The sequence below is a fragment of the Pseudarthrobacter sp. Hb11 genome (genome assembly GCF_059383655.1).
Genome location: NZ_JBWZCM010000002.1, coordinates 371,682 through 386,100, shown reverse-complemented (window position 1 = coordinate 386,100; position 14,419 = coordinate 371,682). Strand labels below are relative to the sequence as shown.

Annotated in this window: 10 protein-coding genes; 7 read left to right on the top strand and 3 right to left on the bottom strand. The window is 66.3% G+C overall.

The window, feature by feature from the left end; translation table 11 throughout:
* Nucleotides 1-69: 69 nt before the first annotated feature.
* Entirely contained in the window at nt 70-1,431 is a 1,362-nt protein-coding gene (gene glmM, locus AC50X7_RS05485; RefSeq protein ID WP_494978085.1) for a phosphoglucosamine mutase, read from the top strand.
* A gap of 66 nt (nt 1,432-1,497) precedes the next feature.
* On the opposite strand, the gene mscL is transcribed toward glmM, so the two are convergent.
* From mscL to coaA, 3 genes are all read right to left on the bottom strand, one after another.
* Entirely contained in the window at nt 1,498-1,902 is a 405-nt protein-coding gene (mscL, locus tag AC50X7_RS05480) for a large conductance mechanosensitive channel protein MscL (protein ID WP_104042507.1), read from the bottom strand.
* Between the two features lie 89 nt (nt 1,903-1,991).
* Nucleotides 1,992-2,870 carry a M15 family metallopeptidase gene (locus tag AC50X7_RS05475; protein ID WP_494978084.1) on the bottom strand — a complete coding sequence of 293 codons (879 nt, stop codon included), beginning with the start codon at nt 2,868-2,870 and terminating at the stop codon, nt 1,992-1,994.
* Between the two features lie 5 nt (nt 2,871-2,875).
* A complete protein-coding gene (coaA, locus tag AC50X7_RS05470) occupies nt 2,876-3,844 on the bottom strand; it encodes a type I pantothenate kinase (protein ID WP_307094373.1) in 969 nt (322 codons plus the stop codon).
* A gap of 133 nt (nt 3,845-3,977) precedes the next feature.
* Here coaA and glmS point away from each other — a divergent pair, with 133 nt between their 5' ends.
* From glmS to treZ, 6 genes are all read left to right on the top strand, one after another.
* Nucleotides 3,978-5,864, top strand: a complete 1,887-nt coding sequence (gene glmS, locus AC50X7_RS05465; protein WP_494978083.1) for a glutamine--fructose-6-phosphate transaminase (isomerizing) — start codon at nt 3,978-3,980, stop codon at nt 5,862-5,864.
* Nucleotides 5,865-5,990: 126 nt separating this feature from the next.
* A complete protein-coding gene (locus AC50X7_RS05460) occupies nt 5,991-6,338 on the top strand; it encodes a holo-ACP synthase (RefSeq protein WP_307094374.1) in 348 nt (115 codons plus the stop codon).
* Between the two features lie 23 nt (nt 6,339-6,361).
* Nucleotides 6,362-7,951, top strand: a complete 1,590-nt coding sequence (locus tag AC50X7_RS05455) for an NAD(P)H-hydrate epimerase (RefSeq protein WP_494978082.1) — start codon at nt 6,362-6,364, stop codon at nt 7,949-7,951.
* 66 nt (nt 7,952-8,017) lie between these two features.
* Nucleotides 8,018-10,276, top strand: a complete 2,259-nt coding sequence (gene glgX / locus AC50X7_RS05450; RefSeq protein WP_494978081.1) for a glycogen debranching protein GlgX — start codon at nt 8,018-8,020, stop codon at nt 10,274-10,276.
* Nucleotides 10,273-12,600, top strand: coding sequence for a malto-oligosyltrehalose synthase (treY, locus tag AC50X7_RS05445; RefSeq protein ID WP_494978080.1), 2,328 nt, complete (start codon nt 10,273-10,275; stop codon nt 12,598-12,600). The genes glgX and treY overlap by 4 nt, the downstream gene beginning before the upstream one ends.
* Entirely contained in the window at nt 12,597-14,366 is a 1,770-nt protein-coding gene (treZ, locus tag AC50X7_RS05440; protein WP_494978079.1) for a malto-oligosyltrehalose trehalohydrolase, read from the top strand. Before treY ends, treZ begins: the two co-directional genes overlap by 4 nt.
* The last annotated feature ends 53 nt before the right edge of the window (nt 14,367-14,419 follow it).

Here is a 14,419-nt window from a genome sequence, read left to right as displayed (position 1 = left end):
AAACAGCCATTAGACGGCGCCTCACCTGCCGTTTCAAGCTCAACCCACCCCATCCTCTAGACTTGACCGGTGTCTAGATTATTTGGAACTGATGGTGTCCGGGGGCTGGCGAACGGTCTGTTGACTGCGGAGCTGGCCATGCAGCTGGCCCAGGCGGCCGCCGTCGTGCTCGGCCACGACCGCAATACCAACGGCTCCAGGCCGCGCGCCGTAGTAGCCCGGGACCCGCGCGCCAGCGGTGAGTTTATTGCCGCCGCGGTGGAGGCCGGGCTGTCCAGCTCCGGCGTTGACGTGTACGACGCCGGTGTCCTCCCCACCCCTGCCGCCGCCTACCTGGTCGCCGATCTGGACGCGGACTTCGGCGTGATGATCTCCGCCTCCCACAACCCTGCGCCGGACAACGGCATCAAGTTCTTCGCCCGCGGCGGCCAGAAGCTCCCCGACGAGGTCGAGGACGCCATCGAGGCGCAAATGTCTAAGGAAGCAGTGCGCCCGGTTGGAGCCGACGTCGGACGCATCCAGCGCTTCTCCGACGCCGAGGACCGCTACATCGTCCACCTGCTCCAGACCCTGCCGCACCGCCTGGACGGCCTCACGGTTGTCCTCGACTGCGCCCACGGCGCCGCCAGCGGCTGCTCGCCTCAAGTGTTCAAGGACGCCGGCGCGAACGTCGTGGTCATCGGCGCGGACCCGGACGGCCACAACATCAACGACGGCGTCGGCTCCACCCATCTGGGTCCCCTCAAAGAAGCCGTGGTGAAGTACAGCGCAAACTTGGGCATTGCCCATGACGGCGACGCCGACCGCTGCCTCGCCGTGGACCACGAGGGCAACGAGGTGGACGGCGACCAGATCATGGCCATCCTCGCAGTCGCGCTGAAAGCCTCGGGCAAGCTCAGGGATGACGTCCTCGTAGCTACCGTAATGAGCAACCTTGGCCTCAAGATCGCGCTCCGCGACGCCGGCATCAGCATCCGCGAAACCGCAGTGGGGGACCGGTACGTCCTCGAGGAAATGCGCGACGGCGGCTTTAACCTCGGCGGCGAGCAGTCCGGGCACGTCATTTTCGCCGACCACGCCACCACGGGCGACGGCGTCCTCACCGGACTGCAGCTCGCAGCCCAGATTGCCCTGACCGGGAAGCCGCTCAAGGAACTTGCCACGGTGATGGTTAAGCTTCCGCAGGTACTCATCAACGTCAAGGGCGTGGACCGCACCAGGGTTGGCGGCAGTGAAGTCCTGGCCCAGGCCGTGGCGGCGGCGGAAGCCGCGCTCGGCGATACCGGCCGCGTCCTGCTCCGCCCCTCCGGCACGGAGCCCGTTGTCCGGGTGATGGTGGAGGCTGCCGACGAAGAGACCGCCCAGTCCATCGCTGAACACTTGGCTCAGGTAGTCCGCGCAGAGCTCGCTTTGGAACTCGTCTCCGAGTAAACCCCGGAAATAGCAAAAAGCGGCCCGCCTCCTTCGGAAGGCGGGCCGCTTGCGTTGTGCGAGGACCTAAGGCGTGCGGCTCTTGAGCGCGTCGCGGATCTCGGTTAGCAGCGCGATCTGCGGATCCTCGGCAGACACCTCTTTCACGTCCTGGTTGATCCCCAGTTTGCGGTTCCGGCGTTCGATCATCAGGTTCATTGGCATCACCACGACGAAGTAGATGGCCGCGGCGATCAGCAGGAAATTGACGATTGCGGTCAGCAGGACACCGAACTCGATGGCGTTGCCGTTCAGGTCAACCTTCGCGAAGCTGTCGAAGTTGGGGGAGCCCACCAGCCCAGCGACAAAGGGCATCAACACCTTGTTCACCAGCGCCGTAACCACTGCGCCGAAGGCAGTTCCAATAACGACGGCGACGGCAAGGTCAACGACGTTGCCTTTCATAATGAAATTCTTGAATCCACTCAGCATAGGAACCAAGCTAGCCCAGCTTCGTTGACCGCTGTTGAAGGGCGGCAATCTCCCCGGTGCGTGTTGGGAACGCAGCCTGCCCCTAAGCCCTACGGATACCCGGGCGCCGCCTCCACGCCGAAGTACTCCTCCAGCGTGTTGATGCCACGGTTCACCATGTCCGTGGCTGCCTCCACGCCGATGTACCGCAGGTGCCAAGGCTCGTAGTAGTAGCCGGTGACGGGGTGGAGCATCCATGGATACCGCACCACAAACCCGAACTTGTGACCGTTGGTCTTTGCCCACACGGCCGCGGGCTGGTCTGCGAAGCACGGCTGGAAGCTGCACACGCCCCCGCCGTCCGCGATGTCGAAGGCCCAGCCGGTCTGGTGTTCAGAGTAGCCGGGCCGGGCGCTGGCCGTGTCCGCGTCGGCCTGGCCACGGGAGGCGACATACCCGTTGTACGTGACAACCTGCGTGCCATAGGAGCGGTACCCGCTCGCGAGGACCATGGCTACGCCGTCCCGCGCGGCAGCCGCGAACATCGCTTCGGCCGCCTCCGCCGTCGTACTGTTCAGCATTGCTGCCTCGCCGGAAACCGTTGTGGCAATGGCGGGCCGCACGAGGTTTGCCGGCACGTAGCCGGCCGGGACCAGCGGCCGGTGCTTGTTCACGACGACCCACGGGCTGGAAGGGTCGGTGAGGGAGAACTGCCGCGGCAGCGCAGAGGAGGGCGACGGCGTGGGGGACGGCTCGGGACGTGCGGGGGCCTCAGTCGTGACCTCCGCCGTGGTGATCGGTGAGGGAGAAAGCGAAGGTGAGGCAGAGGCAGAGGGGGAGCCCGACGACGGCGCCACCGCCCCGGGTGCCCCCGGCGTGCAGGCCGCCAGCACAGTCAGTCCTGCCCCCGCCGCGAGGAAGAGAGCGAAGCTGCGCCGGCTCGTCGCCCTCTCAGCCCGTCCGGAGGGAGGAGCGCAGTTGTAGCACACCTGTGCTAAACCTTCCGGAGCAACATCCGGCGGATCGAGTGGTCCGCCTCCTTGGTGAGCACCAGCTGTGCCCGGCCGCGCGTCGGGAGGACGTTCTCCTCCAGGTTGGGCTCATTAATGCGCTTCCAGATATCGCGGGCGGTGCTCTCGGCCTCATCGTCCGAAAGCGCCGCGTACCGGTGGAAGTACGATTCCGGCTGTGCGAACGCGGTGGTGCGGAGCTTGCGGAACCTGTCCACGTACCATTCCTCGATGTAGGAGGTTTTGGCGTCCACATAGATGGAGAAGTCGAAGAAATCGCTCAGCGCCAGTCCCTGCCGGCCGTCATGCCGGGGCCGTGCCGGGGCCAGGACGTTGAGCCCTTCCACAATCAGCACGTCGGGCCGGCGGACCACCACTTCCTTGCCCGGAACGATGTCGTAGGTGACGTGGGAATACCAGGGCGCCCGCACTTCCTCGGCGCCGCTCTTGATTTCGCTCACAAAACGCAGGAGCGCGCGGCGGTCGTAGGACTCCGGGAAGCCCTTGCGCTCCAGCAGCTGCCGCCGCTTCAGTTCAGCCAGCGGGTACAGGAAACCGTCAGTGGTGATGAGTTCCACATTCGGGGTGCCCGGCCAGCGGCGCAGCATTTCACGCAGCACGCGGGCAATGGTGGACTTCCCGACCGCGACTGATCCCGCCACGCCGATCACAAACGGGGTGCGCTGGGTCTGCTCACCCAGGAAGGTGGTGGTGGCGGCATGCAGCTGGCCCGCTGCCTCGACATACAGGTGCAGCAGCCTGGAGAGCGGAAGGTAAACGTCCCGTACTTCCCTGATATCCAGCGGGTCGCCAAGGCCCCGGAGACGGACGATGTCCTCCTGGTTAAGAGGCTGTTCCATCTCATCTGCAAGCCGGGACCAGGTCTGCCGGTCCAGCTCAACGAACGGGGAGACGCCTTCGCCGTTCGCGTCATTGCGTTGCACAGTCACCATAGAGATTCTGCCCCCAGCCCGGCTGAGAGCGAAATGCGGGCGCACGTTCATAAGGGTGAGTGCGCAACAGAAGCGGCTCCCGGGAGGCTTCCCGGTTTAGATCTCAGGCACCCCTGCCGATAGTCTTGAGCCTATGTGTGGAATCGTAGGATACGTGGGCCGTTCTGATCACGGCGGAAGTCACAGTGCGCTGGATGTAGTTCTTGAGGGGCTGCGCCGGCTGGAGTACCGGGGCTACGACTCCGCAGGGGTCGCCGTGGTGTCCCAGGGTTTGATTGAGTCCCGGAAGAAGTCGGGGAAGCTGAGCAACCTGATCACCGAGCTGGAGGAACGTCCGTTGCCGGAGACGGTGACCGGGATCGGCCACACCCGCTGGGCCACCCATGGCGGGCCGACGGACCGGAACGCCCATCCGCACCTGGCTGATGGCGGCAGGCTCGCCGTGATCCACAACGGCATTATCGAAAACTTCGCCGAGCTCAAGCTCGAGCTGCTGGAAAAGGGCGTGGAGTTCCTGTCCGAGACGGACACCGAGGTGGCCGCGGCGCTGCTGGCGGACATCTTCCGCAACAAGCTCGGCGGGGACGTCTCCGACGGCGGCCTCACCCGCGCGATGGAGCTCGCCTGCCAGCGCCTCGAGGGAGCCTTCACCCTCCTCGCCGTGCACGCTGACCAGCCCGACGTCGTCGTAGCCGCCCGCCGCAACTCACCCCTGGTGGTGGGCCTGGGCGAGGGCGAGAACTTCCTGGGCTCGGACGTGTCCGGGTTCATTGACTACACCCGCCGTGCGGTTGAGCTGGGCCAGGACCAGATCGTCACCATCACCGCGGAGTCGGTGGACATCACCGACTTCTTCGGCAACCCGGCCGCCGGCAAGGAATACCACGTTGATTGGGATCCGGCCTCGGCCAAGAAGGACGGCTTCAGCTCCTTCATGGAGAAGGAAATCCACGATCAGCCGGACGCCGTCCGGCAGACCCTGCTGGGCCGTTCGGACCTGAACGGAAACCTCACCCTTGACGAGCTCCGGATCGATCCGGAGCTGCTGAAGCAGGTCAACAAGATCATCGTCCTGGCCTGCGGCACCGCCGCGTACGCCGGCACGGTGGCGAAGTACGCGATCGAGAACTGGTGCCGGATCCCCACCGAGGTGGAGCTCGCGCACGAGTTCCGCTACCGCGACCCGATCCTGGATGAGAAGACCCTGGTGGTCTCCATCAGCCAGTCCGGCGAAACCATGGACACCCTGATGGCCGTCCGCTACGCCCGGGAACAGGGCGCGAAGACCATCTCGATCTGTAACACCAACGGTTCCACGATTCCCCGCGAGTCCGATGCCGTGCTCTACACCCACGCCGGCCCGGAGATCGCGGTGGCTTCCACCAAGGCGTTCCTGGCCCAGATCACCGCCGCGTACCTGCTGGGCCTGTACCTGGCGCAGCTGCGCGGGAACATCTTCTCCGGCCAAATCAAGGACGTCCTCGCGGACCTGAACAAGATCCCGGACAAGATCCAGACCATCCTCGACGGCGCCGGCCCGCTCCGTGAACTGGCCCGCAGCATGGCCGATGAGCAGTCCGTCCTGTTCCTGGGCCGCCATGTGGGCTACCCCGTGGCTCTCGAGGGTGCGCTGAAGCTGAAGGAAATCGCGTACATCCACGCCGAGGGCTTCGCCGCCGGTGAGCTCAAGCACGGCCCGATCGCCCTGATCGATGAGGGCAAGCCGGTGTTCGTGGTGGTCCCGTCCCCGCGCGGCCGCGACTCCCTGCACGCCAAGGTGGTCTCCAACATCCAGGAAGTCCGCGCCCGCGGCGCCCGCACCCTGGTCATCGCCGAGGAAGGCGACGAAGCCGTGAAGGCCTACGCCGAGCACGTCTTCTACGTCCCCGAAACCCCCACCCTGCTCATGCCGCTGCTGACCACCGTCCCGCTGCAGATCTTCGCCGCGGAACTCGCCGCAGCCAAGGGCTACGACGTGGACCAGCCCCGCAACCTCGCCAAGAGCGTCACCGTCGAGTAACTGCGGATCGGCGACGCGCCGGTTGTTTGCACCGAACGCCCCGGGCCCTGGCCTGGGGCGTTCTTTGTACCTGGCGCCGGGCACGGCGCACCGGGAGCGCAGGAACGTCACCGTAGAATAAGCCGCATGATCGTTGGCATAGGCGTAGACGTTGTAGACATCGAGCGGTTCGGCCGCCAACTTGAGCGCACCCCCGGCCTGAAGGACCGGTTGTTCGTCCCCGCCGAGCGGGAGCTGAACACCCGTTCGCTGGCCGCGAGGTTCGCTGCGAAGGAAGCTGTGGCGAAGGTCCTCGGTGCCCCCGCCGGCATGAACTGGCAGGACTGCTGGATCGGCCTGGACCACAACGGCCCCACCGTCCAGGTCAAGGGCACCGTGCTGGCCGTCGCCGAGTCCAAGGGCGTCAAGCGCTGGCACCTCTCCATCAGCCACGACGGCGGCATCGCCACGGCCACGGTCCTGGCCGAAGGCTGAACCGGCCCGCTGCAACTGACAACGTGATCAGCGCATACACCGGAACCCAGGTTCGGGAAGCCGAGGAACCCCTCCTGGCCGCCAACCTGGGCGACGTCCTGATGCAGCGCGCGGCCCACGGGCTGGCCCACGCCGTGGTGCTCGAGCTCAAGTCCCGCAGCCACCGGCTCTACGGCTCCAATGTTGTGGTGCTCACCGGCAAAGGCAACAACGGCGGGGACGGTCTGTACGCCGGTGCTGCCCTCGCCGCCCGGGGGATGCGTACGACGGCGGTGCTTACCGCTGATTCAGCCCATTCCAAAGCCCTGGCTGCTTTTAAGCGTGCCGGCGGCAGGGTCCGGCACCTTACGGACGCGGCACTCAGCGAACTGGCGGCAGAAGCGGCGCGCGCCGACGTCGTCATCGATGCTGTGCTGGGGACAGGTGCGAAAGGCGGGCTGCGGGGGAGTGCTGCCGGCCTGGTCAGTGCCATCGCGGACGGCCGGGGACACACTGCCGGCTTTGTAGTGGCCTGCGACCTGCCCAGCGGCGTCGACGCCGACACCGGCGAGGTCTCCGGACCAGTGCTGTCCGCGGATATAACGGTGACGTTCGGCGCGGCCAAGGCGGGCCTCCTGGCTGACCCCGGTGCCGATCACGCAGGCAGTGTGCAAGTGGTGCCCATCGGCATCGAGGAGAATTTCGGCCGGCCGGCCGTTCGCCGGCTCGAAGATGAAGACCTCGCGGGCCTTCTTCCCAACCCTGCCCGGCGTGCCCACAAGTACTCGCGGGGAGTCCTGGGAGTGGTGGCGGGATCCGCTGCCTATCCAGGCGCGGCCGTCCTGGCATGCAGGGGAGCCCTGGCAGGTGGGGTAGGCATGGTGCGGTACCTCGGGCCGCCCGGGGTCGCCGACCTGGTCCGTCAATCCTGCCCTGAAGTTGTCTGCAGTACCGGCACGACAGCCGATAACCGGGTCCAGGCGTGGCTGGTGGGTTCCGGCATGGGACCAGCAGACCACGAACAGCTGCAGCGCGCCCGGGACGCCGTCGACTCCGGCCTCCCCGTGGTGGCCGACGCCGGTGCCCTGCCCGCCCTTCCTGTTGTGCTCGCCCCGCACGTGGTGCTGACTCCGCACGCCGGCGAGCTCGCTGCACTGTTGAAGAGGCTGGGCGCTGGCCAGGACCGCGCAACAGTAGAGGCAGGAACCCTCGGGGCCGCGCGCCAAGCCGCCACCCTCACCGGTGCGACGGTCCTGCTCAAGGGCGCCACCACGCTGGTCGCAGCACCGTCCGGGGATGTGTACAGCCAGGCCGACGGCACCCCCTGGCTCGCCACCGCAGGCAGCGGAGACGTGCTCGCGGGCATCATCGGTGCGCTGCTCGCCCAGGCGGGTCCCGACGTCGGACGCTCACGAACGCAGGGGGCAAAAGAGGAGGGGCATTGGGCTGTCGTGGCTGCGCTGGGAGCCGCGCTGCATGGCCGGGCGGGGAGGGCGGCGTCGGATGCCAGCTCCGGCGGGCCGATCGCTGCTGGCGGAATCGCCGACTCCTTACCCCAAGTTTGGGGTAAAGTAAGCACGCTTAGTAACTCTGGGTTCCGGAAGCGTAATAGTCGTACCCAGCCGTTACGGTAGGCATTAGTTCGCACCGGCAGCAGTGGGCCCTGTCCCTCTGCTGCCGAAATTTCAACGAGGAGCATTATGGAAGTCTGGCCTGGATCGGCTTATCCCCTTGGCGCCACCTACAACGGGACCGGCACCAACTTTGCCCTGTTCAGCGAACGTGCTGAAAAAGTGGAACTCTGCCTTTTTGACGACGACGGCAAGGAAACCCGCATCGCGCTGGACGAGGTGGACGGGTACGTCTGGCACTGCTACATCCCGCAGATCCAGCCCGGCCAGAAGTACGGCTACCGGGTCCACGGCCCTTACGATCCTGCTTCGGGCAACCGTTTCAACCCCAACAAGCTGTTGCTGGACCCCTACGCCAAGGCCGTCCACGGCCAGGTGGACTGGGATCCGTCGCTGTTCACCTACAACCTGGGCGAAGAGCCGGACACCATCAATAACGAGGACTCCGCCAGTCACATGATGATGGGCGTGGTCATCAACCCGTTCTTCGACTGGGACGGCGACCAGAACCTGCGGATTCCGTATCACCAGTCGGTCATCTACGAGGCACACGTCAAGGGCCTCACCCAGCTGCACCCGGAGATTCCCGAGGAACAGCGCGGGACGTACGCCGGCGTGGCGCACCCCGCCGTCATCTCCCACCTGCAGAAGCTGGGCGTCACCGCCATCGAGCTGATGCCCGTGCACCAGTTCGTCAACGACGGCACCCTGCAGGACAAGGGCCTGAACAACTACTGGGGCTACAACACCATCGGCTTCTTCGCGCCGCAGAACACCTACAGCTCCACCGGCGATACCGGCCAGCAGGTCCAGGACTTCAAAGCCATGGTCCGCTCGCTCCACAAGGCAGGCATCGAGGTCATCCTCGACGTCGTCTACAACCACACCGCCGAAGGCAACCACCTTGGCCCTACGCTGTCCTTCAAGGGCATCGACAACGCCGCCTATTACCGGTTGATGGACGGCGACGAAAAGCACTACATGGACTACACCGGCACCGGCAACTCGCTGAACGTCCGGCAGCCGCACTCCCTGCAGCTGCTCATGGACTCCCTGCGCTACTGGGTCACCGAAATGCACGTTGACGGGTTCCGCTTCGACCTCGCCTCCACGCTGGCCCGCGAGTTCTACGACGTAGACAAGCTGTCCACCTTCTTCGAACTCATCCAGCAGGACCCGGTGGTCTCCCAGGTCAAGCTCATCGCCGAGCCCTGGGACGTTGGCCCCGGCGGCTACCAGGTTGGCAACTTCCCGCCGCAGTGGACCGAATGGAACGGCAAGTACCGCGATACCGTCCGCGACTTCTGGCGCGGCGAGCCCGCAACGCTGGGCGAATTCGCCTCCCGCATCACCGGTTCGGCGGACCTGTACGAGCACTCCGGCCGCCGCCCCGTGGCGTCCATCAACTTCGTCACCGCCCACGACGGCTTCACCCTCTCGGACCTGGTCTCCTACAACGAAAAGCACAACGACGCCAACGGTGAGGGCAACAACGATGGCGAATCCCACAACCGCTCCTGGAACTGCGGCGTCGAAGGCCCCACGGACGATCCCGAGGTCCTGGCACTGCGGGCCCGCCAGCAGCGCAACTTCATCGCCTCGCTGCTGCTGTCCCAGGGCGTGCCCATGCTCCTGCACGGCGACGAAATGGGACGCACCCAGCAGGGCAACAACAACGGGTACTGCCAGGACTCCGAGCTGACCTGGATCCACTGGGAGACCATTGACCAGCCGTTGGTTGAGTTCACCGCAGCGGTCAACGCCCTCCGCGCCAAGCACCCCACGTTCCGGCGCAGCCGATTCTTCGACGGCAGGCCGGTCTTGCGGGGCGAGGGCGAGCGGCTGCCGGACATCGTATGGCTGGACCCGGACGGCGAAACCATGAAGCCCGAGGCCTGGGACAGCGGGTTCGGCCGGTCCGTGGGCGTCTTCCTTAACGGCGACGGTATTCAGGGCAAGGACAGCCGGGGCCGCCGGATCACCGACGTCAGCTTCCTGCTGTACTTCAACGCGCACGATGACACCGTCAAGTTCACGCTCCCGTCCGACGAGTACGCCCCTGCCTGGGACGTCATGATCGACACCGCCGGGCAGAACGCGGACACCGAGCCCGTCGCCGCCGGAGAGCCGCTGCCCGTGGAAGCCAAGTCCCTGGTGGTCCTGCGGGCCCACACCGTCGAGGAAGTGGAGCCGGACCACTCCGTGGCCGCATCCCTCGCGGCGCTGACGCAGGCCACCACCAGCGAAGGGGAATCCATCAGCACCCCTGTTATCGCTGAACCCGGGAAGACCACCAAGGTGGGGGCGCGGAAGGCGAGCGAGAAGTGAGGGTTCCGGCTTCCACTTACCGGCTGCAGATCCGCCGCAGCTTCACCCTGTTCGATGCTGCGAACAAGGTCCCGTACCTCAAGGACCTTGGCGTCGACTGGATCTACCTTTCGCCCATCCTGACGGCGGAGCAGGGCTCGGACCACGGCTATGACGTGACCGACCCCTCCGCCGTGGACCCGGAGCGGGGCGGCCCGGAAGGGCTGCTGGCTCTCTCCAAGGCTGCCCGCGAGCACGGCATGGGTGTCCTCGTGGACATCGTGCCCAACCACGTGGGCGTGGCCACGCCGGCGCAGAACCCCTGGTGGTGGTCCTTGCTGAAGGAAGGGCAGGGTTCGCCGTACGCCGACGCCTTCGACGTTGAGTGGGATCTGGCAGGCGGGAAGATCCGCCTCCCCATGCTGGGCTCCTCTGAGGACCTGGACAAGCTGGAGGTCAAGGACGGCGAACTCCGCTACTACGACCACCGCTTTCCGCTGGCCGAGGGCAGTTATTCCGACGGTGACTCGCCGCAAGAGGTCCACAGCCGCCAGCACTACGAGCTGATCGACTGGCGCCGCGCCGATGCCGAGCTGAACTACCGGCGCTTCTTCGCGGTCACCACGCTGGCCGGCATCCGGGTGGAGACGCCCCGCGTCTTCGAGGAAGCCCATGCCGAAGTCGGCCGCTGGTTCAACGAAGGGCTCGTGGACGGGCTCCGCGTGGACCACCCTGATGGACTGGCGGATCCTGCCGGCTACCTGCGGTGGCTGAAGGACCTCAGCGGCGGGGCCTACATCCTGGTGGAAAAGATCCTCGAGCCGGGCGAGGTCCTGCCCCAGGACTTCGCCACCGAGGGCACCACCGGGTACGACGCCCTGGCTGATGTTGACCGGGTCTTCGTTGATCCGGCCGGCGAGCAGCCGCTCGATGACCTCGACGCGAAGCTGCGGGAATCAGCAGCCCCCGCGGACTACGCCGAAATGATCCGGGGCACCAAGCGGATGATCGCCGACGGCATCCTCCGCTCCGAGGTGCTGCGGCTGGCCCGCCTGGTTCCGGAGTCCCACGGGCTTTCCGTGGAACAAGCCGCCGATGCCATCGCTGAAATCATCGCTGCCTTCCCCGTGTACCGGTCATACCTGCCAACGGGTGCCGAGATCCTCAAGGAAGCCTGTGAGTCCGCGGCGACCCACCGGCCCGAACTGGAGGTCGCCGTCGGCACCCTGCTGCCGCTGCTCCTGGACCCGGCCAACCCAATCGCGGTCCGGTTCCAGCAGACCTCGGGCATGGTGATGGCCAAGGGCGTGGAGGACACAGCGTTCTACCGCTACACCCGCCTCGGCACGCTGACGGAGGTCGGAGCCGAACCGACGGAATTCTCTGTCTCTCCCGAAGAGTTCCACCACCGGATGGCCCGGCGGCAGCAGGAACTTCCGCTTTCCATGACCACCATGTCCACGCACGACACCAAGCGCAGCGAGGATGCCCGGGCCCGGATCTCGGTGATCGCGGAACTGCCCCAGGAGTGGACTGCCACGCTTAACAGCCTCCGCGAGCTGGCCCCGATTCCGGACGGCCCATACGAGAACCTGCTGTGGCAGGCCATCATCGGTGCCTGGCCTGCAAGCCGGGAGCGGCTGCAGGGCTACGCGCAGAAAGCCGCCCGGGAGGCCGGCAACTCCACCAAGTGGACGGACCCGGACGAGGAGTTCGAGTCCTCCGTCAAGGCCGCGGTTGATGCTGCGTTCGACGATAACCGGGTCACCCAGGTGGTGGAGGACTTCGTGGCACGGATCGACTCCTACGCCGCCACCAACTCCGTGTCCGCCAAGCTGGTCCAGTTGACCATGCCCGGTGTCCCCGATGTGTACCAGGGCAGCGAATTCTGGGAACGGTCCCTGACCGATCCGGACAACCGGCGGCCGTTGGAATTCGCGGTCCGCCAGGAAGAGCTGGCAAAGCTCGACGCCGGCACTTTGCCGGAGGCGGGGACCGAGACCAGCAAGCTCCTGGTCACCTCCCGTGCGCTCCGGCTCCGCCGCGACCGGCCCGAACTGTTCCAGGGCTACAGCCCGGTGACAGCAACAGGCGCTGCCGCTGATCACCTGCTCGCCTTCCACCGCGGTGCTGACGGGGCCACCGGAGCCCTGACGCTGGCCACCCGGCTCCCTGCAGGGCTGGCGGCCGACGGCGGCTGGCGGGACACCGCCGTCGAACTCCCCGTCGCTGTGCGGGACGAGCTCACCGGTGCCGGCTACGGGCCGGGCGCCGTTTCGGTTGGCGAGGTGCTGGGTACCTACCCCGTCGCTTTGCTCGTACCGGTGGATGGAGAAAAGGCATGACCCTCTTACACAGTGGACCCGAGCGTTTCGACGTCTGGGCCCCGGACGCACATTCGGTGATCCTGCAGGCGGACGGCCGGCAGTACCCGATGCTGAAGAAGGAGACAGCGCCCGGCTCGGAGGGGTGGTGGACCGCCCCGGATGCTCCGGCTGACGGCGATGTGGACTACGGCTACCTGCTGGACGGGGACGGCCAGCCCGTTCCCGATCCTCGCTCGCGCCGGCTGCCTGACGGCGTCCATAAGCTCTCCCGGACCTTTGACCCCGCCGCCTACTCCTGGCAGGACGGCGGCTGGAAGGGCAAGGAACTGCAGGGTTCGGTCATTTACGAACTCCATGTGGGGACCTTTACTCCCGAGGGGACGCTGGACGCCGCTGCCGGGAAGCTGGACTACCTGGTGGACCTGGGCGTCGACTTCGTGGAGCTGCTGCCGGTCAACGGCTTCAACGGCACCCACAACTGGGGCTACGACGGCGTGCAGTGGTACGCGGTCCACGAAGGCTACGGCGGACCTGCCGCCTACCAGCGCTTTGTGGACGCGGCCCACGCCGCCGGCCTGGGCGTCATCCAGGACGTGGTGTACAACCACCTCGGCCCGAGCGGCAATTACCTGCCCAAGTTCGGCCCGTACCTGAAGCAGGGGGACGCCAACACCTGGGGCGATGCCGTCAACCTGGACGGGCCCGGCTCGGATGTGGTTCGTGAGTACATCCTGGACAACCTCGCGTTGTGGCTCCGGGACTACCATGTGGACGGGCTCCGGCTCGATGCCGTGCACGCACTGCGCGATGAGCGGGCTGTGCACATCCTGGAGGAGTTTGGTGCACTGGGGGATGCCGTTTCGGCGGAAACCGGGCTCCCGAAGACGCTGATCGCCGAGTCTGACCTGAACAACCCGCGCCTGATCTACCCGCGGGACGCCAACGGCTACGGGCTTGCCGGACAGTGGAGCGACGACTTCCACCACACCGTGCACGTAAGCGTCAGCGGCGAAACCACCGGGTATTACGAGGATTTCCAGTCCCTGGAGGTCCTGGCGAAGGTCTTGAAGGACGGCTTCCTGCACGACGGCAGCTACTCAAGCTTCCGCGGTCGCCACCACGGCCGGCCGATTAATCCTGCCTTGGTCCACCCTGCAGCGCTGGTGGTCTGCAACCAGAACCACGACCAGATCGGCAACCGCGCCACAGGAGACCGGCTCTCGCAGTCGCTGTCCTACGGGCAGCTGGCTCTGGCGGCCGTGCTCACCCTGACATCGCCTTTTACGCCCATGCTGTTTATGGGCGAGGAGTTCGCCGCGAGCACGCCCTGGCAGTTCTTCACCTCGCATCCCGAACCCGAACTGGGCAAGGCCACAGCAGAGGGCCGGATCAAGGAGTTCGAGCGCATGGGGTGGGATCCCGCCGTCGTGCCCGATCCCCAGGACCCGGAAACCTTCCGCCGGTCCAAGCTGAACTGGGACGAAGCCGCCGGCGGTGACCACGCCCGGCTGCTTGAGCTTTATCGCTCCCTGACCGCTCTTCGCCGGAAGCACCCCGAACTCGCGGGGCTTGGCTTCGGCGAGACGGCCGTGAAGTTCGACGACGACGAGGGCTGGCTGCGTTTCCGGCGCGGCAGTGTTGAGGTACTGCTCAACTTCTCCGACGCCAAGGTGCGTCTGGACGACGTGTCCGGGTCGGTTCTGCTGACAACGGATGAGGGTACCGCCATCGAAGGCGACGCACTGGCACTGGCTCCCTGGAGCGCCGCGATTCTGAAGTCCTGATCCTTTCCAGGGCAAGGTGCGCCGCGGGCTGATGATGTCAGCCCGCGGCGTAA